The sequence below is a fragment of the Sandarakinorhabdus sp. genome (assembly GCF_041689835.1).
Taxonomy (GTDB): domain Bacteria; phylum Pseudomonadota; class Alphaproteobacteria; order Sphingomonadales; family Sphingomonadaceae; genus Sandarakinorhabdus.
In genome coordinates this window covers 1-22956 of sequence record NZ_JBDNFM010000102.1, presented here as the reverse complement: position 1 = coordinate 22956, position 22956 = coordinate 1, and the positions used below count along the sequence as shown (strand labels likewise).

Genomic DNA, 22956 nt, shown 5'->3' with positions numbered 1-22956 from the left:
TGGCAGCCATAATGATTGACGTTCATGCCAATCTCGCCGGAGCCGCCAAGCGGCAGGAAAATCAACTCGTTACCGGGTTTCATGCTATTTGTGTCTTTGCGTTCAATTGGTGGAGGCGGATAAGGCCGCGGATGGTCAGATCGCCGTCTACGTGGGCTATGGCAGCGGTGTGGCGTTGGAACAAGGTGGCAAGACCGCCCGTGGCGATCACCGTCACCGGGCCCACGATCTCTTGGCACAGGCGCGTCACCAGCCCTTCGATCAGGCCGACATAGCCCCAGAACACGCCCGATTGCATGGCGTGCACGGTGCCCTTGCCGATGGCGCCGGCATTGTCGGCCGGCGGTTCGACCGCTATGCGCGGCAGTTTGGCAGCGGCCTGATACAGCGCATCCATCGAAAGATTGATGCCCGGCGCAATCGCCCCGCCCTGATAGGCACCATCGGCTGATACCACATCGAAGGTGGTGGCGGTGCCGAAATCGACTATGATCAGATTGCCCGGCCACAGCGCGTGGGCGGCAACGGCATTCACCAGCCGATCCGCGCCCACTTCGGCGGGATTGGGCAAGGCGATGGTGAGCCCCAGATCGATCTGGCCCAGCGCCACCACATCCGGTTCGACCTTGAAATATTTGCGGCACAGGCGCTGCAGATTGAACAGGGTTTGCGGCACCACAGTGGATATGATGGCGGCATCGACGCTGCCCATCGCCACGGCTTCCAGTGCCATCAACTGGTGCAGCCACACGGCATATTCATCCGCCGTGCGCTGGCCATCGGTGGAAATGCGCCAGCGGTGGACGATCGTCTCGCCGGCACACAGCGCAAAGACGATGTTGGTGTTGCCGACATCAATGGCAAGCAGCATGGACCTTCTCCCTGGCGCGATCAGATGGCGAAGACTTCGCCGGCGTGGATGACACGCACCGCGCCGTCGTCAAGACGCATCAAAAGCGCGCCGTCGTCGGCAATACCGCTGAACACGCCTTCCGGTGCCTCGTTGCCGAGCCGGGCCACGATGCGCCCGCCGATGCCGGCAGCGCGTGCCAGCCAGGCTTCGCGCACCGCAGCAAAGCCGCGCGCCGCCCAGATGCCGCGCCACTGGCTGAACGCGGCGGCCAGTTCATCAAGCAGCGCCGCCGGCGTTGGCACCGGCAGCCCGGCAGCAGCAAGACTGGTAGCGGGGCGTTCGGCGATATCGGGATGGTGCGCGAGGTTGACGCCGATGCCAATCACCAGCGCCGCGCCCTGGCGTTCGAGCAGGATGCCGGCGCATTTTCGGCCATCGAGCAGCAGATCGTTGGGCCATTTCAGGGCCAGGCGCGATGGTTGGCCGCTGAGCGCCGCCAGCGCGTCGTGCAGCGCCAGCGCCGCGACAAAGCTGAGTTGCTGCACCGGCCCTTCGGCCTTGACCAGCACCGAACCCATGAAATTTCCCGTGCCGTCGTTCCACACCCGGCCGCGGCGGCCGCGCCCGGCGGTCTGGCGATCGGCAATGACCCAGTGGCCATCGGGGAACGTATCGGTGCGGGCCAGCAGCCAATCGTTGGTGGAGCCCACTTCAGGCAAGTGGGTGAAGGGCTGAGCGGTCAATTCGGGAAAAGCGCCGCAGCCGCGCGGGTCGTGGCTGCCGCCAGCGGCGAAATGGCAAGCATGCCGATGGGAGAGCAGAACAACGCGCAGGCAGCGATCATGGCGCCGTTGACGGCGCTGCCCTCGGTGGCGAGCGGAACTCCCGGTTCGTCGAAATACATGATCTTGATGAGGCGCAGGTAATAAAAGGCGGCCACCACTGAAGCGATGAAGCCGATCAGCGCCAGCGCGATCAGGCCCGAGGCGACGGCGGCCTGAAACACCGCGAACTTGGGCCAGAAACCCAGCAAGGGCGGGATGCCCGCGAGGCTGAACATGAAGATGGCGAGCGCGGCGGCGAGCTTTGGCTGGGTTTTGGACAGGCCGGCGAAATCGGCCATGTTTTCCACAGGGCTGCCATCGGGGCGGCGCAGTTGCAGGACGACCAGGAAGCTGCCCAGCGTCATCGCGACGTAGACGGCGGTGTAGAACAGCAGCGCCGAAACGCCGGCGGGCGTGCCGGGGGTGAGGCCGACGAGCGCAAAGCCGATATTGGCGATGGAGCTGTAGGCCAGAAGGCGCTTGATGTTGGTTTGCGCCACGGCGGCGACGGCGCCGAGCACCATCGAGGCGATGGCGATGAAGATGAGGATCTGCTGCCAATCAGCCGCGATGTTTCCGGGGAAGGCCACGACCAGCACGCGGGCCATCAGGCCGAGCGCGGCGGCCTTGGGGGCGGCCGAAAAAAAGGCAGCGACCGGCGTGGGCGCGCCTTCGTACACATCGGGTGTCCACATGTGGAACGGCACGGCCGATACCTTGAAGGCAAGGCCCGACAAGATAAAGACGATGCCGAACAGCAGGCCCAGCGAGCGTTCGGTCTGGCCGCCGACGACGCTGGCGATGGTGTCGAGCTGGGTGGAACCGGAAAAGCCGTAGATGAGGGTGACACCATAAAGCAGGATGCCCGATGCCAGCGCGCCAAGGACGAAATATTTGAGGCCGGCTTCGGCGGAGCGATTGTCCTGGCGGTGGAAGGCGGCGAGCACATAGGACGGCAGCGCTGCCAGTTCGAGGCCGACGTAAAGCGTGAGCAGATCGTTGGCCGAGACCATGATCGTCAACCCCAGCGTCGCCAACAGCATCAGCACCGGATATTCGAACCGACCGGTGCCGCTTTCCTTGAGCCACGGCAGCGCCAGCAGCACCGATGCAGCGGAAGCTGCCAGGATGATGACCTTGAGGAAGGCGGAAAAATCATCGGCGACATACAGGCCATCGAAGGCACGAGTGGTGCCGGCCGGGGCATCGAGCAGGGTGAAGCCTGCCAGCGCCAGAATCGCCACGGCAAACAGGCTGGTGACGGTGAGGGCGCGATGTTTCGCGGTGAACGTGCCGAGCATCAGCGCCGCGAGGCTGCCGAGCGTGATCACGGTTTCCGGGCCGGCGACGGCGATGGAGGTGAAGATCGGGTGCATCAGTGGAGCTTCTCTTGCGCCAGAGCTTTATCAGCGTTTGCCGGGCTTTTGAGTGCAGGCAGGACAGCTGACAGGGTCATATCAGTTGGCACGGTGGCCAGCGCGCGGCCTTCGAGGCGGGCAACGACGGCGGCGATCGCCGGCTTCATCGGATCCTGAAAGCTTTTGGGGTAGATGCCCATCCACAGCACCGCGAAAATGATCGGGGCCAGGATGGCGATCTCGCGCGCATTCAAATCGGGCATGGCGCGCGTATCGTCGCCGGCGGCCTTGCCGTAAGCGACGCGGGCATAAAGCCACAGCATGTAGGCGGCCCCCAGAATGATGCCGGTGGTGAGCACGAAGGTCGCCCAGGTGCTGGTTTGATACATGCCCAAAAGCACGAGGAATTCAGCGACAAAGCCCGACGTGGCCGGCAGGCCGACACTGGCCATGGTGAAGAACAGCAGCACCAGCGCATATTTGGGCATGGTATCGGCCAGCCCGCCATAACGCCCGATTTCGCGGGTGTGCAGCCGATCGTAGATCACGCCGACACACAGGAACAATGCGCCCGAAACCAGCCCGTGGCTGAGCATCATCACCATCGCGCCTTCGATGCCTTGCGTGTTGAGTGCAAACAGCCCGCCGGTGACGAACGCCATGTGCGCGACGGAGGAATAAGCAATCAGCTTCTTCATGTCCTGCTGCACGAGCGCGACCAGCGACGTGTAGACCACAGCCACCATCGACAGGCCGAAGACCAGCCAGATCAATTGCGCGCTGGCATCGGGGAACATCGGCAGCGAAAAGCGGATGAAGCCATAGCCGCCGAGTTTGAGCAGCACGCCCGCCAGAATGACAGAGCCGGCGGTGGGCGCTTCGACGTGGGCATCGGGCAGCCAGGTGTGCACCGGCCACATCGGCATCTTCACGGCGAAGCTGGCGAAAAAGGCAAGGAACAGCCAGAATTGCGCGTTTTTCGGGAAATCCGTGCGCGACAGCACGCCGATATCGGAACTGCCGGCCACGTCCACCATCCACAGCATCGCGACCAGCATCAGCACCGAGCCAAGCAGCGTGTAGAGGAAGAATTTGTACGACGCATAAATCCGCCGGGCGCCGCCCCAGATGCCGATGATCAGGAACATCGGGATCAGGCCGCCTTCGAAGAACAGATAGAACAGGAAGATATCGCGGGCGGCAAAGGTGCCGATCATCAGCGATTCCATCAGCAGAAACGCCGCCATATATTCGGGCACGCGTTTTTTCACGGCAACCCAACTGGCCAGCACGCACAGCGGCATCAGGAACACCGAAAGCTCGATCAGCATCAGCGCAATGCCGTCGATGCCCAGCGACCAGTTGAGGAACGGCGCGAACAGCGGCAGATTTTCACTGAACTGGAAGGCGGCGGTGGTTTGATCAAAACTGGCCCACAGCCAGATGCCCAGCGCAAATTCCACCAAGGTGGTCGCCAGTGCCACGACGCGGGCGCGGGAAGCCCGTTCGGCGTCGGCGCCTGGCAGCGTGAGCAACATCAGCGCGGCCGCCACCGGCAGCAAAATCATCAGGGAAAGGATCGGCATCAGCGCATCATCCAGGCGGCAGCGGCAGCGAGGCCGATCAGCATCACCAGAGCGTAGGAATAGACATAGCCCGACTGGAAGCGCCGCAGCGTCGCCGCACCGGCCACCACCATATCAGCGGCGCCATTGGGGCCGAAGCGGTCGATGGTCTGTTGATCACCGCGCGTCCAGAACTGGCGGCCCAGCCACTGCGCAGGGCGGACGAAGATCACATCGTAAAGCTCGTCGAAATACCATTTGTGCACAAGGAACTGGTAAAGGCCGGGCACTTCGCGCTGCCACCAGACCGGGATCGACGGCTTGTTCAGATAGACATACCAGGCGAGGCCGAGGCCAAGGAAGAAGGCCACTGAGGGCGTGTAGACCACCCAGGCCGGCACTTCGTGCATGGCGTGCATGAGGTCGGCGCGGAATGCGAGGCTGCCGCGCCAGAACTGCGCGCCGTCCTCGGCACCAACGAACGCTTCATGCCACACCAGCCCGGCAAACAGCGCGCCGGCGCCGAGCAGGAACAGCGGCACGAGCATCGACAGCGGGCTTTCGTGGGGATGATAGCCTGCGGTGCCGTCGTCATGAGCGTGAGCGGGTGCGTGGGCGGGTGCGGGTGCGGGTGCGTCGTGCCCATGATCGCCGTGCGCCGCGTGCTGGATATGCTCGGAACCCGCCCAGCGCGGCTTGCCGAAGAAGGTGAGGAACACCAGCCGCCACGAATAGAAGCTGGTCAACGCCGCCACGAGCGCACCGACGAAGAAGGCAAAGGTGCCGTGGCTGGTGCCGCTGGCGAACGCGGCTTCGAGGATGGCATCCTTGGAATAATAACCGGCGGTGAAGAAGAAGCCGGTGAGCGCCAGCGTGCCGACGGTCATCAGCGCGAAGGTGATCGGGATGTGTTTGCGCAGGCCGCCGTAAAACCGCATGTCCTGTTCGTGGTGCATGGCGTGGATGACACTGCCGGCACCCAGGAACAGCAGCGCCTTGAAGAAGGCGTGGGTGAACAGGTGGAACATCGCCGCCCCGTAAGCCCCGCTGCCGGCAGCGAAAAACATGTAGCCCAGTTGCGAGCAGGTCGAATAGGCGATGACGCGTTTGATATCGGTTTGGACCACGGCCACCGTGGCGGCAAACAGCGCCGTGCAGGCGCCAACAATGCAAACGACAGCCTGCGCGGTGGGGCTGGCTTCGAACATCGGCGACATGCGGCAGACCATGAACACGCCGGCCGTCACCATGGTGGCAGCGTGGATGAGCGCGGAGACGGGCGTAGGCCCTTCCATCGCGTCGGGCAGCCAGGTGTGCAGGCCCAATTGGGCGGATTTGCCCATCGCGCCGACGAACAGCAGCAGGCACAGGCAGGTCATCACATCGACGCGGGCACCGAGGAAACTGAAGGTTTGACCCGTGTGCTGCGGCACGGCGGCGAAAATGCCATCGAGCGAGACCGTGCCAAACACCATGAAAATGCCGAAAATGCCGAGCGAATAACCAAAATCGCCAACCCGGTTGACCACGAACGCCTTGATGGCGGCCGCGTTGGCCGACGGCTTGTGATACCAGAAACCGATGAGCAGATAGGAGGCGAGGCCAACGCCTTCCCAGCCGAAGAACATCTGCACCAGATTGTCGGCAGTCACCAGCATCAGCATGGCAAAGGTGAACAGCGACAGATAGGCGAAGAAACGGCTTTGCGACGGGTCTTCCTCCATATAGCCCCAGCTATACAGATGGACGAGCGCCGAGACGCTGGTAACAACAACCAGCATGACCGCGGTGAGCGTATCGACCTTGAGCGCCCACTGCACGGACAGGCCGCCGCTTTGAATCCAGTCGAGCACCGGCACGTTGTAGCCGGCAGCGTCGTTCAGCCAAAATTGCGTAAAGATCACCCACGCCAGCGCGGCGGAAACGAACAGGCCGGCCGTGGTGATCGCCTTGGCCGCGGTGTGGCCGATGATGCGCCCGCCCAAGCCGGCGACAAGCGCGGTGAGCAGCGGCAGGAAGACGAGGATGGTGATCATCGTCAGCCCTTCATCAGATCGGCTTGATCAACCGCAACGGAGCCGCGATTGCGAAAATAGATCACCAATATGGCGAGGCCGATCGCTGCTTCACCCGCAGCCACGGTGAGCACGAACATCGCGAAGATCTGGCCGTGGACCTGGTGCAGGAAGGCCGAGAAAGCGACGAGGTTGATGTTCACCGCGAGCAGGATAAGCTCGAGCGCCATCAGGATGATGATGATGTTGCGGCGATTGAGGAAGATGCCGAACACGCCGAGCACGAACAGTGCGGCGGAGACCGCAAGATAGTGTGTGAGGCCGATCACAGATCCACCCCCTGGCCCAGCCCGGCCTTGCCGATGCCGAGCGTGCCGGCGGGCGTGCGCGCGTTCTGCACGGCGATATCCTGTTTCTTGGTGCCGATACGGCGGCGATGGGTGAGGACGATGGCGCCGATCATCGCGGCGAGCAGCAGCAGCCCCGACATCGAAAACACGAAGAAATAGCGCGTGTAAAGCTGGCTGCCGATCCACTGGGTGTTGCTCATCCCCGGCGGCGGGCCAGCGAGGGCTTCGTGCATGATCACGCCCTGCCCGGCTTCCCAGCCGGCGGCAACCAGCAGGATTTCGGTGAGGATGACGCCCGACACGAGCAGGCCGAGCGGTAGATTTTTCAGGGCGCCGCGCTGCAACGCCTTGAAATCGATATCGAGCATCATCACGACAAACAGGAACAGCACCGCCACCGCGCCAACGTAAACGATGACCAGCAGCATCGCGAGAAATTCAGCCCCGAGCAGGATGAACAGGCCGGCAGCGTTGAAGAACGCCAGGATCAGCCACAACACCGAATGCACCGGATTTTTTGCGCTGATCACCATCAGCCCGCTGATGAGCAGCAGGCCGGCAAACAGATAGAAGGCGAAGGCGGCCATCAGAATGCCCCCGTACCGTCATGCCGGAGGCCAGCGCTGGCGGCGCGGTGGATGCTGGCCTGCGCCAGCATGACGGGGTTCCGGGCCATCAACGCCACTCCGCATCGGCGGCGATGTTGCTGGCGATGGCACGTTCCCACTTGTCACCGTTGGCGAGCAATTTGCCCTTGTCGTAAATCAGTTCTTCGCGGGTTTCGGTGGCAAATTCGAAATTGGGCGTTTCGACGATGGCATCCACCGGGCAGGCTTCCTGGCACAGCCCGCAATAGATGCACTTGGTCATGTCGATGTCATAGCGGGTGGTGCGGCGGCTGCCGTCGATGCGCGGTTCAGCTTCGATGGTGATGGCCTGCGCCGGGCAGACGGCTTCGCATAATTTGCAGGCGATGCAGCGTTCCTCGCCATTGGGATAACGGCGCAGCGCGTGCTCGCCGCGAAAACGCGGGCTGATCGGGCCTTTTTCAAACGGGTAGTTGAGCGTGACCTTGGGCCGGAAGAAATAGCGCAGCGTCAGCCACATGCCGGAGATGAACTCCAGCAGCAGCAGCGACTTGGCGGAACGGAGCAGTGCAGTCATGCGGGCAGACTCCCCGGCGCAAGATCAAAATGGCCGGTGAACATCAGCCAGCCGGACACGACAACCACCCAGAACAGCGACAGCGGCAGGAACACTTTCCAGCCCAGCCGCATCAGCTGGTCATAACGGTAACGCGGCACGCTGGCCTTCACCCAGGCGAAGACGAAAAACATGAAGGCCATCTTGGACAGGAACCAGACGAAACCGGGAATGAGATACAACGGTGCCCAGTCCAGCGGCGGCAGCCAGCCGCCCAGAAACAAGGTGGGGATGAGCGCGCACATGAAGAGGATGTTGGCATATTCGCCGAGGAAGAAGAGCGCGAAGCTCATGGACGAATATTCGACCTGATAGCCGGCGACGAGTTCGGCTTCGGCTTCGGGCAGATCGAAGGGGGGCCGATTGGTTTCGGCCAGCGCAGTGATGAAAAACATGATGGCCATCGGAAACAGCAATGGATTGAAGATGTTGCCGTTGAGGATGCCCAGCACATTAGCCTTCTGGCTCATCACGATGTCGGACAGGTTGAGGCTTTGGGCGTACATCATCACGGCAACGAGGATGAAGCCCATCGACACTTCGTAGCTGACCATCTGCGCCGCCGAACGCAGCCCGCCGAGGAAGGCGTATTTGGAATTGGACGCCCAACCCGACATGATGATGCCGTAAACGCCCATCGAGGAAACGGCGAACACATACAGCAGCCCGACATTGAGATCGGCCAGCACGAGGCCGGCATCGAACGGCATCACCGCCCACACCACCAGCGCCAGCGTGAAGCTGATCATCGGGGCGAGCAGGAACACGCCGGTGGAGGCGCCAGACGGGATAATGGTTTCTTTCAGAAACAGTTTGGCGGCATCCGCAAAGGTTTGCAGCAAACCGAACGGGCCAACGACGTTGGGCCCGCGCCGCATCTGCATCGCGGCCCAGATCTTGCGGTCGAAATACACCGCCAGCGCCACGCCCACCATCACCGGAAAGGCGATGGCGAGGATCAGCGTCAGGTTGGCGAGGAACCAGCCCAGGCCTTGCCCGAACTGTTCGATGAACCAGCCGGTGTAGGTCATTCGGCTGCCTCTCGTGCTTCTGGGGCGAGCAGCGAGGACACACAGGCCGCCATGGTGGCACTGGCCCGCGCCACCGGGTTGGTGAGGTGATAATTGCTGTAGATGTGTTGCAGCGGGCCCCGAAGTTCGGCAACGCCTGGATCTGCCCCCATCGCTGGCAGGGTTGCAGCCCGGTCGATCAGGCCGTCGCGGGCGAGATCGGGCCAATCGGCGGCGATGCGGCGGCGCAGGGCCGACAGATCATCGTAGGGCAGCTTGACGCCAAGCACGGAGGAGAGTGCGCGGAAGATCGTCCAATCTTCGCGGGCGTCGCCGGGGGCCTGCGTCGCCTTCAATGCGCGCTGCACGCGGCCTTCCAGATTGACGTAGGTGCCGGCCTTTTCGGTGTAGGCCGCCGCCGGCAGGATCACATCGGCGCAGGCCACACCGGAATCGCCGTGGGTGCCGATGTAAACGGTGAAGCGGCCCGCCTGCACGTTCACTTCATCCGCACCCAGCAGAAACAGCGCCTTCACATCGGCATCGGCGAGCAACGCAGCCGCGCCGCCATCGACTGCCAGGCCAAGCCGCAGCGCGCCGGCGCGAGCGGCCGCCGTGTGCAGCAGATTGAAACCGTTCCAGCCAGCCTTGATCACGCCCAGCGTGGCTGCGGCTGCGCGCGCGGCGGCATAAAGCCCGGGCGTTTTCAGTGCGCCCATGCCCACGATGATCATCGGCCGCTGGGCCTTGGCAAAGGCGGCAATCACATCGGCGGGCAGATTGGCCAGCAGCGCGGCATCGTCGCCCAATTGGGTAACCGGGAAGGACAAATCCACCTCCGGCCCGATGGCAAACGCCCTGGCCTTGCCCTTCATCACGGCCTTGCGCAGCCGCACGTTGAGCAGCGCGGCCTCGAAGCGCGGATTGGTGCCGACAAGCAGAATTGCATCGGCCGTCTCGGCGCCCGCCAGCCCGGCGTTGAACAGCCAGTTTGCCGGCTCAGCGGTGTCGAACAATGCGCCGTCCTGCCGGCACTCGATGCGCGCGGCGCCCAGTCCGGCGAGCAGATCCTGGCAGGCCACCATGTCTTCCACCGCATTCAGATCGCCAAAGATACCGGCAATTTCGTGGCCCTGCAGGCCTTTGAGGCCAGCGGCGATGGCGGCAAAGGCTTCGGCCCAGCCGGTTTTCTGCAGCTTGCCGTTCACCCGCACCCACGGGTTGTCGAGACGCCGTTCCGACAGGCCATCAACGGCAAAGCGGCTCTTGTCGGCCAGCCATTCCTCGTTGACGTCGTCGTTGATGCGCGGCGTGACGCGCAGCACGGCAGCGTCGCGGCTGCCGACGACGATGTTGCTGCCGACCGCGTCCATCACGTCGATCGAATCGGTTTTCTTCAGCTCCCACGGGCGAGCCTGAAAGGCGTAGGGCTTGGAGGTGAGCGCGCCCACCGGGCACAAATCGATCACGTTGCCCGACACTTCGGAGGTGACGGCCTTTTCCAGATACGATGTGATCTGCATCGACTCGCCGCGGCCGATGGAACCGATTTCCTCGACGCCGGCAATTTCTTCGGCAAATCGCACACAGCGCGTGCAGTGGATGCAGCGCGTCATCACCGTCTTGATCAGCGGGCCCATGTATTTTTCGGTCACCGCGCGCTTGTTTTCGTCGTAGCGGCTGGCGCCCTTGCCGTAAGCCAGGGCCTGATCCTGCAGATCGCACTCGCCGCCCTGATCGCATATCGGGCAATCGAGCGGGTGGTTGATCAGCAGGAATTCCATGACCCCTTCGCGGGCCTTCTTCACCTTTTCGGAGCGAGTGTGAATCACCTGGCCATCGGCGGCCGGCATGGCGCAGCTGGCCACCGGCTTGGGGGCTTTTTCCATTTCCACCAGGCACATGCGGCAATTGCCGGCGATGGACAGGCGTTCGTGGTAGCAAAAACGCGGAATTTCGGCGCCGGCGGCTTCGCAAGCCTGCAGCACGGTGGCGCCGTTCGGCACTTCCACTTCAATGCCATCGACGGTCAGTTTCGGCATGGTCTGTTCAATCCTGCCGGATCAGCCCGCACAGGGCCGCGCCGCGGGGCCGGCCGCACATGCATCGCAATCGCTTCCAATTGGTCCGCTTGACCAAATCCATCAAGCCGCGCGGGTATAGCGATCCCGTTTCGCCATGGGAAGGCCAAACGGCGCCGCATACCGCACTGCCGCATTTTTCCGGCCGGCAAGGTCATGCCCAACGCTTGGAAGCCGGACCAGCTGGCCCTATAGGCGCACGATGACCAAATCCATTCACATCGTCGGCGGCGGCCTCGCCGGTTCGGAAGCCGCCTGGCAAATCGCGCAGGCCGGCATACAGGTGATTTTGCACGAAATGCGCGGGGTGCAGGGCACTGACGCCCACAAGACTGACGGGCTGGCCGAACTGGTGTGCTCCAACAGTTTTCGCAGCGATGATCCCGATAATAATGCGGTGGGCCTCATCCATCAGGAAATGCGTGCGCTGAGCAGCCTGATCATGCGCGAAGCCGATGCCGCCCGCGTGCCGGCCGGTTCGGCGCTGGCGGTGGACCGCGACCAGTTTTCACAGGCTGTCACCGCCGCGCTGGCCAATCACCCCAATGTCACCATCGTGCGCGAATTGATCGCCGGCCTGCCGCCAGCGGACTGGGACAGCGTGATCATCGCCACCGGGCCGCTCACCGCCGCGCCGCTCGCCGAGGCCATCCGCGGCCTGACCGGCGAGGACAGCCTGGCGTTTTTCGATGCCATTGCGCCGGTGATCCACTTTGAATCGGTCAACCAGGATATCGCCTGGTTCCAGAGCCGCTGGGACAAGGGAGAGGGCAAGGATTACCTCAACTGCCCGATGGACAAGGAGCAGTATGAGGCCTTCATCGATGCGATGCTGGCGGCGGAAAAGACCGTGTTCAAGGAATGGGAGGCCAACACGCCCTATTTCGATGGCTGCATGCCGATCGAGGTGATGGCGGAACGTGGCCGCAACACGCCGCGCTTTGGCCCGATGAAGCCGGTGGGCCTGACCAACCCCGCCACCGGCCGCCGCGCCTGGGCAGTGGTGCAATTGCGGCAGGACAATGCTCTGGGCACGCTGTGGAACATGGTGGGTTTTCAGACCAAGATGAAGCATGCCGAACAGGTGCGCGTGCTGCGCATGATCCCCGGCCTTGAACAGGCCGAATTTGCCAAGCTGGGCGGCCTGCACCGCAACACCTTCTTCAATTCGCCGCGCCTGCTCGATGCCACGCTGCGGCTGAAAGCCATGCCGGCGGTGCGCTTTGCCGGGCAGATCACGGGCTGCGAAGGCTATGTCGAAAGTGCCGCCGTTGGCCTGATGGCGGCACGTTTTGCCATTGCCGAGCGGCAGGGCCGCGAACCGGTGCCGCCGCCTGCCACCACGGCACTGGGCGCCATCCTCGCCCACATCACCGGCGGCGCCGACGCTTCGACCTTCCAGCCGATGAACGTCAATTTCGGGCTGTTCCCGCCGCTGTCCCCGCCGCCGACGTCGAAGGATCAGCGCAAACCCGGCCTGGTGGCGCGGGCGCGGGCCGATCTGGCGGGGTGGATGGCGGCGGCCAGTTGACGCGCTGACGGCCGCGGGTGACTGTCGCCAGCAAAGGGGACGGGCCATGGCACAGAACATCAATCGCCGGCAGATGATCGCGGCGGCTGCCGCCGTGGCCGCGCTGCCGGCGGCGGCGGCGACAGTGCTTCGTGTCGATGGTGAGCGCCTGAAGGCAACGCTGGAAGGCCTGAGCAAATTTGGCCGGCCTGAGGGCGGAACTTTTGCCGATGGGGTGAGCCGCACCGCCTATTCCGCTGCCGACATCGGTGGGCGCGCCTATGCGATGGGGCTGATGCGCGAGGCCGGGCTGAACCCGGTGATCGACCCGGCGGGCAACATCATCGGCCGGCGCGAGGGCACCATGAAGGGTGCCAAGCCGATCATCATCGGATCGCATATCGATTCAGTGCGCGCGGGCGGCAATTTCGATGGTGATGTCGGCTCGATGGGCGCGCTGGAAGTGCTGCGCACCCTGAATGATCGCAAGATCACGACCCGCCACCCGGTGGAAATGGCGATCTGGTCCAACGAGGAAGGCGGCACCGTGGGCAGCACGGCGTTTGCCGGGATGCTGGAGCCCGGCGCGCTCGACAATCTTTATTATGGGATCACGCTGCGCGATGGCCTGAAGCGCATCGGCGGCGATCCCGAACGGCTGGCGCAGGCGGCGCGGCCGGCGGGCTCAATCCACGCCTATCTCGAACTGCACATCGAACAGGGCGGGATATTGGACAAGGCGCGCATCCCGATCGGCGTGGTGGACGGGATTGTCGCGATCGACCGCTATGATGTCACCATCACCGGCTTTGCCAATCACGCCGGAACGACTCCGATGCCGGGCCGCCGCAACGCACTGATTGCGGCAGCGCGGCTGATCGAAGCCGTAGACAGCATCGTCAAGCGCGAGCCGGGGCGGCAGGTCGGGACAGTGGGGCAATTGGCGGTGTTTCCCAACGCGCCCAACGTCATCCCCGGCCGGGTGGAAATGACCGTTGAACTGCGCGATCTGGCGGAATCAAAAGTGGCCGAATTGGGCCGGGCGGTGCAGGCGCGGGCACAGGAAATCGCTGCCGAAACCGGCACCACCATCAGCTTTCATCGAACTGAAAATATTCGTGCGGCGCTGGCCCATCCCGCCGTCCAGTCGCGGATCGAGGCGGCGGCGAAACAGTTGGGCCTGCCGTTCATCCATCTGCCCAGCGGGGCCGGCCACGACGCGCAGTTGTTGGCCACATTGGGCCCGATGGGCATGATTTTCGTGCCCAGCATCGACGGCATCAGCCATTCGCCCAAGGAGCTTTCGACCTGGGGCGACTGCGCCAACGGTGCAAATGTGTTGCTGGCCGCGCTGTTGGCGATCGACACGGCGACGATCTAGGCTCACTCGGCTTCTTCGACCGCGCACACGCACGCGGCCTTGGGTTTGCGTTTCAGGGCGGTGGTGGCAAATTCCCTCGGTGTCAGGGCGCCGTCGGCATTGCGGTCGGCACGGGTGAATTTGGTGGTGGTGGCGGCGGCGAATTCATCGAACTCGAGCCGGCCGTCGCCATTCTTGTCGGCACGGGTGAAGGATTTTTGGCGGTTGGCCTGAAATTCGGTGCGGCCCACGTTGCCGTCCTTGTCCTTGTCATAGCGCTTCAGGCGGCGGGCTTCGCGCTCGGCATCGGACAAGGGGGAGCGCGGGGCGGCCAAAGGCTCATCGGCTGCCGCCGCTGCTGAGGGAGGCGCGGCCACGGCAAGCGCGGCTGCGGGCTGGGTGATGGGCGGCGCGCGCCACACGATCAGGCCAGCGCCGAGCAGGCCGACAAGCGCCGCGACAAAGCCAAGGATGCGGCGCATGAAACACTCCCACAATCACACGACCCTGTGGGAAAATTCATAGGCTGGCTCAGCGGCCGAACGCAACCACCTTGAGCATCAGCCATTGCCGGGCGGCATTGCCGCGCGGTTCGAGCGGGCGGCCGGCGGCGTGGTGGGCGGCGTCGCGGGCTGCAAGTTCCGCCAGCACGCGCAGCGGGCGCAGCAATATGCTGGTGCGGCCCGGCACGCCCTGCCCCTCCCCCCATCGCCCCAGCATCCAGGCGCGGCCCAGCATCGCGGCTTCCGCCAAATCACCGCCCAGCAGCCGCGCCGCCAGAACGAACAACGCAGCCCCGCCTTCGACATGGGCGGACGGCAAATCTTCCGCCCCGAGCAGGCACAGCCAGCGATCTTCCAGCGTGGCCAGATCGGCGCCCGACAGCCGGGGCAGCACGCGCGCCTGCAAGGCCTGCAACAAAGGTTGGGCCGGGGCCGGGCCGGTATCAAGCTCGATCAGCCGGTCCCGCCACCAGGCCAGCTTTATCTCCCCCAGCATGGGATCGGTGGAGCTGGCCACGACGTGCGCCAGCTCGCTGTCCAGCGCCAGCAGCGCGACCAGAGCGGGGCGGGCCGGCGCCGCTGCATACAGGCAGGCCAGCCAGCGTTCGCGGTCGCGCTGCTTGAGTTCCCTGGCGATGATTGCAAACGGGTCCATCACTGCGCCAGTTCGGCGATGATGATGTCTTCTGCTGAATAAAACGCCGAGGCGATTTTGGGGAAGCGCGCGGGATCGGCGCTGGTGCCGGTGAGGGCATAGGCGAACACGCGGCCGCGTTTCTGATCCACCCACAAGCCGGCGAGCAGGCCATAAGCCTCCCCCAGATGGCCCCACCAGCGCGCGTTTGGCACTGGCTGGTCGGTCGCGCCCTTGCGGCCAGAAAGGCACTGCGGACCGGCACCGTAACACAGCATCTGGCCGTGATAATCATCGCCTGGCACGGCGCCTGAACCTTGGGGCCCGCTGGCCTGCCAGACGGGGGTGAGCATCGCCTTCACCGTGGCAGGTTTGAGCAGGCGCGCGCCGCTTAATTCGCCGCCGCGCAGCAGCAATTGGCCGATGCGCGCCAGATCGGGGATGGTGATGCGCAGGCCGCCTTGCGGCGAAAAGATGGTGCCGTTGCTGCCCGGTTGGTAGGCCGCCAGATCGCAGCTGGCGATGCTGCGCACCGGGCAGGCGCTGCGCTGGCCGTGCAGATCATCAACTTGCGCCGCCCAAGGCCCGGCGGCGTTCCAGTGCGATTCGTCGGCGCCCTTGCGGTACAGAACGGCGGCGCGGGCGATGGCGGCATCGGATGCACCCTGCCAGTTGTAGCCAGCATCAATCTTGAGCGGCGCCAGCACCAACCGCGTCATCAGCCGATCAAAACGTTCGCCCGTGGCGGCTTCCATCACGGATGCGATGAGGCCGTAATTCAGATTGGCATATTCGAAACGCTGGCCCGGCGCGCCCGGCCCCCAGTGCTGGGCGGCGAGTTTGTCCTGCAACCGTTCTTCGAGGGCAAAGCCATAGCCCGGGCCGTCGACAATGCCGCTGGTGTGGGAGAGCAGCTGGCGCAGCGTCACCGGCACATCTGGGTGGGCGGGGTGGCGCGGTTGCCAGCCGAGAACCGCACCGACGTCGCGGTCGAGATCGATCTTGCCCTGCTCCACCAGCCGCCACACCGCGATGGCCACGACGAGTTTGGAGATGGAGGCGACGCGGATGACGCTGTCGGGCATAAGCGGGCGGTTTGCGGCGATATCGGCCAGGCCGTGCGCTTCGGCGCGAATGATGCGGCTGCGCGTTGCAACCACACCGACAACGCCTGAAAGCTGCGGCGCACGCGTGTCGCTGCCGGCGATCAGATCAGCCAATGGGTTGGCCGCGGCGGGACTGGCCAGAAAAACAAGGAGAGCAAAAATCGCGCGCATCGCCAGCTTCATAAGCGGGAGCGGCGGGCATGGCCAGCGCCCGTGTGCTGCGCTAGCGTGGGCAAATGACGACGCGAATTGCCATCGGACTGATGTCCGGCACCTCCATGGACGGTATCGACGCCGCCCTGATCGAAACCGATGGCGAGGGCGTGGTGAACCCGGCCGCTTTCATGTTTTTTCCGTATGAGCCGGATTATCGCCAGCGCCTGCGCGGTGCGATGGCCCGCGCGCTGGAAATGCACGCCCCGGCGCGCGACCCGCTGATCGATGCGGTGGAACAGGAATCGACCGGCCTGCACGCGATGGCCGTGCACCGCCTGCTCGCCGCCACGCACACGCGCCGCGACGATGTGGCGGTGATCGGCTTTCACGGCCAGACCATCGCGCACCGGCCTGACCGCAAATGGACCTGGCAGATCGGCGACGGCGCCACGCTGAAAGCTGCCACGCGCATTCCCGTCGCCTATGATTTCCGCAGCGCCGATGTGGCGGCCGGCGGCCAGGGTGCACCGCTGGCGCCGGGCTATCACCGGGCGCGATCGGCGGAACTGGGCCGGCCGCCCAATAACGGAGGGCTAGGCGTGCTCAACCTAGGCGGGGTGGGCAATCTGACGTGGTTAGCGGCGGACGGCAATTGGGGCAGTTTCGACACCGGCCCCGGCAACGCCCTGATCGACGATTGGGTGCGCACCCATACCGGGCGCAGTTACGATGAAGATGGCAAGTTTGCTGCCGGGGGCATGGTCCACGACAATGTGCTGATGACGCTGGCTGACAATCCGTGGTTCGATGCGGCGCCGCCCAAATCGCTCGACCGCAACGCCTGGGATATCGCGGCGCTGCGCGGGCTGTCAGCGGGCGACGGCGCGGCGACGTTGACGGCGTTCACGGCGGAGACGGTGCGCCTCGCCCTCACCCACATCCCGCCGATTGGGCGGCTGCTGGTGACGGGCGGCGGCCGGCTCAATCCGGTGCTGATGGCACAAATCGCCCGCCGCTGCGGCGTGCCAACGGAGCCGGTGGAAGCGGTGGGCTGGAACGGTGACGCGCTGGAGGCCGAGGCCTTCGCGTGGCTGGCGGTGCGCGTGCTGGACGGCAAACCGCTGAGCTGGCCGGAGACGACGGGTGTGCCGCAGCCGCTGGCAGGCGGGCGGGTGGCCTGACGAATTACCGGCCGCCGTTGGCCAACCGCATATCCAGATAGCCGTCTACTTCGCCCATCAGCAGAGCCATTTCATTCTGGAAGAAATGGTTGGCGCCGGGGATGGTGCTGTGGTGGATGGTGATGTGGCGCTGGGTTCTCAATTTTTCGACCAGCTTGAGCACGGCGGGCGGCGGCACCACTTCGTCGTTTTCGCCGTCAACGATGATGCCGCTCGATGGGCACGGGGCCAAGAACGAAAAATCATACATGTTGGCTGGCGGCGCGATCGAGATGAAGCCCTTGATTTCAGGACGGCGCATCAGCAGTTGCATGCCGATCCACGCCCCGCAGGAAAAACCGCTTACCCATGTGGTGTGGGCTTCGGGGTTGAACTGCTGCAACCAATCAAGCGCGCTGGCCGCATCCGAAAGCTCGCCGATGCCGTTGTCGAACACGCCCTGGCTGCGGCCGACGCCGCGGAAATTGAAGCGCAGCGTGGCAAAGCCGCGCCGCACGAAGCTTTGATACAGTGCCAGCACGATCGGATGGTTCATCGTGCCCTGCGCCGGGTGCGGCTGCAGGATGATGGCCACCGGAGAGCGCGGCGTGGGGCCGGGCTGGTAACGGCCTTCAAGACGCCCTTCCGGGCCGGTCAGGATTACTTCGGGCATTATGTTCCCAGTTCTGGCGCTGTGCGGGGATTGCGCCCTATATGGCGTGAGCGAGCACAGTTGCAATGAAAAGCCGAATCTATCTCGATCATGCCGCCACCACGCCGGTGAGCAGCGCCGCACGCGCCGCCGTAGCTGAGGCACTGTGCCTGGTGGGCAACCCATCGAGCGTGCATGGCGGCGGCCGGGCGGCAAACGCGCTGCTGGAAGCCGCGCGCGACGGCGTGGCGCGCTTTGCCGGGGTGGCGGCAAGCCAAGTGATCTTCACCAGCGGCGGCACCGAGGCGATTGCGCTGGCGGCAAACGGCGCGCGGCTGGGACCGGAACGCCTGCGCTATCTTGTGGGCGCGACTGAGCATAGCGCCGTGCTGCAAGCGCGGGACGATGCGGCGGCGGTGCCCGTGGATGCGTGCGGCGTGATCGACCTTGATTCACTGGCCGCCGCGTTGGCCAATGGGCCAGCGCTGGTGGCGGTGCAGGCGGCCAACAATGAAACCGGCGTGATCCAGCCGCTGGCAGATGTGGCGGCGCTGGTGCGCAGCGCTGGCGGCCTGCTGTTGGTGGATGCAGTGCAGGCGGCGGGGAAAATGCCGCTGCCCGATGCGGATTTCACTGCGATCTCCGCTCACAAGCTGGGCGGGCCGCCGGGCATTGGCGTGTTGATTGTGCGGGACCCCGAAAGCCTGATCGCCCGCCAGCGCGGCGGCGGGCAGGAGCGCGGCCATCGCGGCGGCACACCCAATCTGCCGGGCATCGCCGGATTCGCGGCGGCGGTGGCCGAAAATCATGATTGGGCTGCTGTCGCCGCCCGCCGCACGGCCCTTGAGGCGCGGCTGAAAGCGGCCGGCGCCATCATTCACGGCGAGGGCGCACCGCGGCTGCCGGGCATCAGCAGCATCGGCCTCGCGGGCGTGGCAGCGGCAACGCAGGTGATGATGCTCGATCTGGAAGGCTTCATGGTTTCGGCCGGCGCGGCGTGTTCGTCGGGCAAGGTCAAATCCAGCCATGTGCTCACCGCGATGGGGCTTGGTGCCGCTGCCGCCGAAGCCATCCGTGTCAGCCTGTCCCCCGCCACCACGGACGGCGACATTGACGCATTCGCCGCCGCATGGCTTGCCATGGCCGCCCGTCTGGGCCGAAGAGTTGGCGCATGAGCATGCCGATCTACCTCGATTATGGCGCGACCACACCGCTGGATCCGGCGGTAGCCGACGCGATGGCACCATGGGGCGCGGACGGTTTCGGCAATCCGCACAGCGCGCACATGTGGGGATATCGCGCCAAGGCTGCCGTGGAACTGGCGCGGGAGCACGTTGCAGCGTTGATCGGCGCGCCGCCCGAAAGCATCGCCTTCACCAGCGGCGCCACCGAAAGCAACAATTGGGCCATAAAGGGCTTGCTCACCGCGCCGGGGCAGACGCGGCGGCGGATCGTGACGTTGGCAACCGAGCACAGTTCTGTGCTGGAAACCGCGCAGTATCTGGCCGGCATCGGCGCGCTGGTCACCGTGGTGCCGGTGCGCGCCAATGGCCTGGTTGATCTGGGCGATCTGGAACGCGCGCTGGACGAGGATGTCGCGCTGGTGAGCGTGATGGCAGTGAACAACGAAATTGGCGTGGTGCAGGATCTGGCGGCGATTTCGGCGCTGGCCCACGGCGTTGGCGCCGTGTTCCACGTTGATGCCGCGCAAGGTTTCGGCAAGGTGCCGCTGGGCGTTGATGCCATGGCCATCGATCTGATGAGCATCACTGCCCACAAGATTTACGGCCCCAAGGGCGTGGGCGCGCTGTATCGCCGGCCATTCACCGTTATCACGCCGCTGCTGCACGGCGGCGGGCAGGAAGATGGCCGATCCGGCACACTGCCCACCGCGTTGATCGCCGGGCTTGGCGAAGCCGCGCGCATCGCGGGGAGGCGCATGGCCGCGGATCACGCCCACGCGCTAATGCTGCACGAGCGCCTGCTGGCCGCGCTCAGTGTGCCGCATACGGTAAACGGCGATCTGCATGCGCGCTGGCCGGGCAATCTCAATCTCAGCTTTTCGGGCATGGCGGTGCCGTTGATCCAGCAGTTGCCGGGCCTGGCGATCAGTTCGGGTTCGGCGTGTGCGGCGGTGACCGGACGGGCCAGCCATGTGCTCACCGCGCTTGGCCTGGCCGAAATTGCTGCCAAAGCCTCGCTGCGATTGGGGTTTGGCCGGTTTACCACCGCAGCCGAAATTGACGCGGCCGCCGCCCAGATCAATGCCGCGGTGCAGCGCCAGCTTGAAGACGCGGCGTGATCGCGGCACACACCGGGCCATGACCCGCATCCGCTTCATCTCAGCCGATGGCAGCCGCGAACAGATCGTGGATGCGGCGGTGGACGACCGACTGCTTGATGTGGCCCAGGCCCACGACCAGCCGCTGGAAGGCACCTGCGAAGGCGCGATGGCGTGTTCGACCTGCCATGTTCACTTGGTGGGCGGCGATCTGGACAAGCTGCCGGCGCCCAGCGAAGAAGAAGAAGACATGCTGGATTTCGCCGCCGGCGCCAATCGCCAGAGCCGGCTGGCCTGCCAGGTAAAACTGACGGCCGATATTCACAGTCTTGATGTGAAAATCCCGCGCACTGTGGTGGACAATAGCCGCTGAAAGTTTCCGGTGAAACTTGCTGGAAGTTTGTGAAATGCCAGCTATCGCTATAAGACTAGACTTGGACAGAGACTGCTTATAAGTTCGAAAAGTAGATTGCCTTGGGGGCCACGCATGAATTTCCGAATTACGATTTTGGCTATGTCTGTCGCATTGGCAGGCTGCATGACAAATGCACCCGGACCGGTTGATCAGCGAACGAACACGCTGACGCAGGGAAACGTCCAAATGAATCTTGCCGTAGGCAAGACAACCAAAGCAGAGGTTCTATCGGTATTTGGCGCGCCCAACATTACAACCCGCGACTCAAACGGTTCGGAGGTTTGGAGCTATCAGCGTCACGCAACCGTTTCTCAATCGTCGGCTGGCTCCAACTCTTGGACCATATTGTTTGCGGGAGGCAATAAGAGCGTCGCGGGTTTCTCGGAGTCGACCCGAACTGCAACCCTCATCGTAAAGTTTGACGCAAAAGATGTTGCGTCAGATTTTCAGAGCCGCATGAGCGAATTTTGAAAGTTTTATCGATGAACAAATACATGAACGCTGCTGCTTCAGCATTATTTTTGCTGTCCACTCCGGCACTCGCTGCAAAAAAATAGGCGCTCACGCCCATGGAATTGCAGGCTATTCAATCGAAAGAATTTGAAACGACTAAAGAAACACTTTTTGCATCGTGTATGTCTGTTTTTCAAGACCTTGGATACACAATTGATAGCGCTGATGTACAGAGTGGATTTATTACGGCGCAAAGCCCAACAGTAAATAAGACAAATTTTGGTAACGCATTATTTGGACAAGCTGCATCAGGTAATACGAAAGGAACGGCGTTTATCGAGCAGATGTCAAATGGGCGATCCCGCATTCGGCTGAACTTTGTTATTAGTAAAAGCATGTCTAGTGCTTATGGGCAAAATTCGAAATTGGACAAGCCTATATTGGATCCAAAGCCCTATTTGGTTGCTTGGGATAAAATCGATGAGGCGCTCTTCGTGCGAGGGGCGATGACCAAAGCATTGCCGGTACCCGCCTCGGCGGTCGGTCAGTCCGCTTCCGCTGCAGCAATCGGGCGCTCTCCGCCAACCCCGGAAGCGCTTAAGGCTGCTGGTGACGCTCCGGGAGCCCCGCACTGAACTGGCGAGGGCCCTTCAACTGGGTTCAGGGCTCATTGGTCGCAACCGGAAGTTGACGGTTAGTGCAGTAATGTTCAAGGTTTTTCCGAATGAACATCATAATTCGGGCCAGATCGATACTGGCTTTATTAATGACCATCCAGACGTCATACGCAAATGCACGAGAAACATTCGCGAATGAAGACGTCTTGAAAATGGTTACATCCGGGCTGCCTGCCATCGTTATCGTTTCCAAGATCAAAACCTTACCAGGCACTTACGACGTCTCCACTGACACTCTGATAAGCCTGAGCAAATCTGGCGTTCCCGGATCCGTACTCGTTGCCATGCTGGAAGCTGGCATCGCTAGTAATGCTGATTTATCCGAGGATTCTGGCGATCCGGGCGTTCCGCATTATCCCGGCGTGTACATGTTCGGGCCGCAAGAACAACGCATGGTTCGAATAACGGCAACTGCTTCAAATCAATCCAAAACCAGCGGAAGCGTTGGCTATCTGCTGACAGGTGGAATTTTAGCCTCCAGCGTGAAAGCTTCGGTTCCAAGCCGAAATGCTATCGTGCAATCCCTGAACAAGCAGCCCGTATTTTACATGTTCTTCGACGAATCTGTCCCCCGCGCCGCAGCTGTAGGATCATCAGGGCTGTTCAGTTCTAATTACATGATGCGGTACGGTTCCGCTGGGTCGGGGTGGAATGTGCATGATCGTAGCGGATAAGAAAAGCGTTTTGCAGGATTTTTCGTGCGGGGGGATTCCCAAAACACCAAATCCCTGAATCAAGGGCAGGCGACCATCAACAGGCATGGGAAGGTTGCCGGAATGAAGTCGTTTGC

The 22956-nt window shown here is 63.5% G+C and carries 23 protein-coding genes; 9 read left to right on the top strand and 14 right to left on the bottom strand.

The features are described from left to right. Positions 1-79: 79 nt before the first annotated feature. The 10 genes from ACESL8_RS05215 to nuoG all read right to left on the bottom strand — a co-directional run bounded on the left by ACESL8_RS05215 (position 80) and on the right by nuoG (position 11220). Positions 80-871, bottom strand: coding sequence for a type III pantothenate kinase (locus tag ACESL8_RS05215; RefSeq protein ID WP_372916573.1), 792 nt, complete (start codon positions 869-871; stop codon positions 80-82). A gap of 20 nt (positions 872-891) precedes the next feature. Further along, positions 892-1596, bottom strand: coding sequence for a biotin--[acetyl-CoA-carboxylase] ligase (locus tag ACESL8_RS05210; protein WP_372916572.1), 705 nt, complete (start codon positions 1594-1596; stop codon positions 892-894). After that, positions 1593-3053, bottom strand: a complete 1461-nt coding sequence (nuoN, locus tag ACESL8_RS05205; RefSeq protein ID WP_372916571.1) for an NADH-quinone oxidoreductase subunit NuoN — start codon at positions 3051-3053, stop codon at positions 1593-1595. The genes ACESL8_RS05210 and nuoN overlap by 4 nt, the downstream gene beginning before the upstream one ends. Next, the gene (locus ACESL8_RS05200; RefSeq protein ID WP_372916570.1) at positions 3053-4621 is read right to left on the bottom strand and encodes an NADH-quinone oxidoreductase subunit M; all 1569 of its coding nucleotides are present in this window, start codon (positions 4619-4621) and stop codon (positions 3053-3055) included. The genes nuoN and ACESL8_RS05200 overlap by 1 nt, the downstream gene beginning before the upstream one ends. Beyond that, positions 4621-6636: an NADH-quinone oxidoreductase subunit L gene (nuoL, locus tag ACESL8_RS05195; protein ID WP_372916569.1), complete on the bottom strand. Its 2016-nt coding sequence runs from the start codon at positions 6634-6636 to the stop codon at positions 4621-4623. Before nuoL ends, ACESL8_RS05200 begins: the two co-directional genes overlap by 1 nt. 2 nt (positions 6637-6638) lie before the next feature. Further along, positions 6639-6944, bottom strand: a complete 306-nt coding sequence (gene nuoK / locus ACESL8_RS05190) for an NADH-quinone oxidoreductase subunit NuoK (protein WP_372916568.1) — start codon at positions 6942-6944, stop codon at positions 6639-6641. Next, positions 6941-7555, bottom strand: coding sequence for an NADH-quinone oxidoreductase subunit J (locus ACESL8_RS05185; RefSeq protein ID WP_372916574.1), 615 nt, complete (start codon positions 7553-7555; stop codon positions 6941-6943). The genes nuoK and ACESL8_RS05185 overlap by 4 nt, the downstream gene beginning before the upstream one ends. A gap of 85 nt (positions 7556-7640) precedes the next feature. Further along, positions 7641-8129: an NADH-quinone oxidoreductase subunit NuoI gene (gene nuoI / locus ACESL8_RS05180; RefSeq protein WP_372916567.1), complete on the bottom strand. Its 489-nt coding sequence runs from the start codon at positions 8127-8129 to the stop codon at positions 7641-7643. Continuing rightward, entirely contained in the window at positions 8126-9199 is a 1074-nt protein-coding gene (gene nuoH / locus ACESL8_RS05175) for an NADH-quinone oxidoreductase subunit NuoH (protein WP_372916566.1), read from the bottom strand. The genes nuoI and nuoH overlap by 4 nt, the downstream gene beginning before the upstream one ends. Beyond that, positions 9196-11220, bottom strand: a complete 2025-nt coding sequence (gene nuoG, locus ACESL8_RS05170; RefSeq protein ID WP_372916565.1) for an NADH-quinone oxidoreductase subunit NuoG — start codon at positions 11218-11220, stop codon at positions 9196-9198. The genes nuoH and nuoG overlap by 4 nt, the downstream gene beginning before the upstream one ends. 241 nt (positions 11221-11461) lie before the next feature. Here nuoG and trmFO point away from each other — a divergent pair, with 241 nt between their 5' ends. Both trmFO and ACESL8_RS05160 read left to right on the top strand, forming a co-directional pair. Further along, positions 11462-12790, top strand: coding sequence for a methylenetetrahydrofolate--tRNA-(uracil(54)-C(5))-methyltransferase (FADH(2)-oxidizing) TrmFO (gene trmFO / locus ACESL8_RS05165; protein ID WP_372916564.1), 1329 nt, complete (start codon positions 11462-11464; stop codon positions 12788-12790). Positions 12791-12836: 46 nt separating this feature from the next. Then, complete coding sequence (locus tag ACESL8_RS05160; protein ID WP_372916563.1) at positions 12837-14150, top strand: Zn-dependent hydrolase; 1314 nt, start codon at positions 12837-12839, stop codon at positions 14148-14150. Positions 14151-14152: 2 nt separating this feature from the next. On the opposite strand, the gene ACESL8_RS05155 is transcribed toward ACESL8_RS05160, so the two are convergent. The 3 genes from ACESL8_RS05155 to ACESL8_RS05145 are packed head-to-tail and all read right to left on the bottom strand — an operon-like array spanning position 14153 to position 16543. Beyond that, positions 14153-14611 (bottom strand): histidine kinase, encoded by a 459-nt coding sequence (locus tag ACESL8_RS05155; RefSeq protein ID WP_372916562.1) that lies wholly within the window; start codon positions 14609-14611, stop codon positions 14153-14155. 49 nt (positions 14612-14660) lie between these two features. Further along, positions 14661-15287, bottom strand: coding sequence for a squalene/phytoene synthase family protein (locus ACESL8_RS05150; RefSeq protein WP_372916561.1), 627 nt, complete (start codon positions 15285-15287; stop codon positions 14661-14663). Next, positions 15287-16543 carry a serine hydrolase domain-containing protein gene (locus ACESL8_RS05145; protein WP_372916560.1) on the bottom strand — a complete coding sequence of 419 codons (1257 nt, stop codon included), beginning with the start codon at positions 16541-16543 and terminating at the stop codon, positions 15287-15289. The genes ACESL8_RS05150 and ACESL8_RS05145 overlap by 1 nt, the downstream gene beginning before the upstream one ends. Positions 16544-16608: 65 nt before the next feature. On the opposite strand from ACESL8_RS05145, the gene ACESL8_RS05140 reads away from it, so the two are divergent. Beyond that, positions 16609-17709, top strand: a complete 1101-nt coding sequence (locus tag ACESL8_RS05140; protein WP_372916559.1) for an anhydro-N-acetylmuramic acid kinase — start codon at positions 16609-16611, stop codon at positions 17707-17709. 4 nt (positions 17710-17713) lie between these two features. Here the strand turns inward: ACESL8_RS05140 and ACESL8_RS05135 are convergent, their stop codons facing one another. Continuing rightward, entirely contained in the window at positions 17714-18361 is a 648-nt protein-coding gene (locus tag ACESL8_RS05135) for an alpha/beta hydrolase (RefSeq protein ID WP_372916558.1), read from the bottom strand. A gap of 65 nt (positions 18362-18426) precedes the next feature. Between ACESL8_RS05135 and ACESL8_RS05130 the strand changes: the two genes are divergently transcribed. The 6 genes from ACESL8_RS05130 to ACESL8_RS05105 all read left to right on the top strand — a co-directional run bounded on the left by ACESL8_RS05130 (position 18427) and on the right by ACESL8_RS05105 (position 22840). Continuing rightward, positions 18427-19515, top strand: a complete 1089-nt coding sequence (locus tag ACESL8_RS05130; protein WP_372916557.1) for a cysteine desulfurase family protein — start codon at positions 18427-18429, stop codon at positions 19513-19515. Continuing rightward, positions 19512-20642: a cysteine desulfurase family protein gene (locus ACESL8_RS05125; protein ID WP_372916556.1), complete on the top strand. Its 1131-nt coding sequence runs from the start codon at positions 19512-19514 to the stop codon at positions 20640-20642. Before ACESL8_RS05130 ends, ACESL8_RS05125 begins: the two co-directional genes overlap by 4 nt. A gap of 19 nt (positions 20643-20661) precedes the next feature. Continuing rightward, on the top strand, positions 20662-20994 hold the full coding sequence (locus ACESL8_RS05120) for a 2Fe-2S iron-sulfur cluster-binding protein (protein ID WP_372916555.1): 333 nt from the start codon (positions 20662-20664) through the stop codon (positions 20992-20994). Between the two features lie 114 nt (positions 20995-21108). Continuing rightward, positions 21109-21507, top strand: a complete 399-nt coding sequence (locus tag ACESL8_RS05115; protein ID WP_372916554.1) for a hypothetical protein — start codon at positions 21109-21111, stop codon at positions 21505-21507. Positions 21508-21605: 98 nt separating this feature from the next. Further along, positions 21606-22124 carry a hypothetical protein gene (locus tag ACESL8_RS05110; protein WP_372916553.1) on the top strand — a complete coding sequence of 173 codons (519 nt, stop codon included), beginning with the start codon at positions 21606-21608 and terminating at the stop codon, positions 22122-22124. Positions 22125-22213: 89 nt separating this feature from the next. Then, entirely contained in the window at positions 22214-22840 is a 627-nt protein-coding gene (locus tag ACESL8_RS05105) for a hypothetical protein (protein WP_372916552.1), read from the top strand. The last annotated feature ends 116 nt before the right edge of the window (positions 22841-22956 follow it).

What these genes read in the sequence shown, in the direction of transcription:
- ACESL8_RS05215 (WP_372916573.1), bottom strand. Translation starts at nt 871, where the DNA reads ATGCTGCTTGCCATTGATGTCGGCAACACCAACATCGTCTTTGCGCTG.
- nuoN (WP_372916571.1), bottom strand. Translation starts at nt 3,053, where the DNA reads ATGCACCCGATCTTCACCTCCATCGCCGTCGCCGGCCCGGAAACCGTG.
- ACESL8_RS05200 (WP_372916570.1), bottom strand. Translation starts at nt 4,621, where the DNA reads ATGCCGATCCTTTCCCTGATGATTTTGCTGCCGGTGGCGGCCGCGCTG.
- nuoL (WP_372916569.1), bottom strand. Translation starts at nt 6,636, where the DNA reads ATGATCACCATCCTCGTCTTCCTGCCGCTGCTCACCGCGCTTGTCGCC.
- nuoI (WP_372916567.1), bottom strand. Translation starts at nt 8,129, where the DNA reads ATGACTGCACTGCTCCGTTCCGCCAAGTCGCTGCTGCTGCTGGAGTTC.
- nuoH (WP_372916566.1), bottom strand. Translation starts at nt 9,199, where the DNA reads ATGACCTACACCGGCTGGTTCATCGAACAGTTCGGGCAAGGCCTGGGC.
- nuoG (WP_372916565.1), bottom strand. Translation starts at nt 11,220, where the DNA reads ATGCCGAAACTGACCGTCGATGGCATTGAAGTGGAAGTGCCGAACGGC.
- trmFO (WP_372916564.1), top strand. Translation starts at nt 11,462, where the DNA reads ATGACCAAATCCATTCACATCGTCGGCGGCGGCCTCGCCGGTTCGGAA.
- ACESL8_RS05160 (WP_372916563.1), top strand. Translation starts at nt 12,837, where the DNA reads ATGGCACAGAACATCAATCGCCGGCAGATGATCGCGGCGGCTGCCGCC.
- ACESL8_RS05155 (WP_372916562.1), bottom strand. Translation starts at nt 14,611, where the DNA reads ATGCGCCGCATCCTTGGCTTTGTCGCGGCGCTTGTCGGCCTGCTCGGC.
- ACESL8_RS05150 (WP_372916561.1), bottom strand. Translation starts at nt 15,287, where the DNA reads ATGGACCCGTTTGCAATCATCGCCAGGGAACTCAAGCAGCGCGACCGC.
- ACESL8_RS05145 (WP_372916560.1), bottom strand. Translation starts at nt 16,543, where the DNA reads ATGCGCGCGATTTTTGCTCTCCTTGTTTTTCTGGCCAGTCCCGCCGCG.
- ACESL8_RS05140 (WP_372916559.1), top strand. Translation starts at nt 16,609, where the DNA reads ATGACGACGCGAATTGCCATCGGACTGATGTCCGGCACCTCCATGGAC.
- ACESL8_RS05135 (WP_372916558.1), bottom strand. Translation starts at nt 18,361, where the DNA reads ATGCCCGAAGTAATCCTGACCGGCCCGGAAGGGCGTCTTGAAGGCCGT.
- ACESL8_RS05130 (WP_372916557.1), top strand. Translation starts at nt 18,427, where the DNA reads ATGAAAAGCCGAATCTATCTCGATCATGCCGCCACCACGCCGGTGAGC.
- ACESL8_RS05125 (WP_372916556.1), top strand. Translation starts at nt 19,512, where the DNA reads ATGAGCATGCCGATCTACCTCGATTATGGCGCGACCACACCGCTGGAT.
- ACESL8_RS05120 (WP_372916555.1), top strand. Translation starts at nt 20,662, where the DNA reads ATGACCCGCATCCGCTTCATCTCAGCCGATGGCAGCCGCGAACAGATC.
- ACESL8_RS05115 (WP_372916554.1), top strand. Translation starts at nt 21,109, where the DNA reads ATGAATTTCCGAATTACGATTTTGGCTATGTCTGTCGCATTGGCAGGC.
- ACESL8_RS05110 (WP_372916553.1), top strand. Translation starts at nt 21,606, where the DNA reads ATGGAATTGCAGGCTATTCAATCGAAAGAATTTGAAACGACTAAAGAA.
- ACESL8_RS05105 (WP_372916552.1), top strand. Translation starts at nt 22,214, where the DNA reads ATGAACATCATAATTCGGGCCAGATCGATACTGGCTTTATTAATGACC.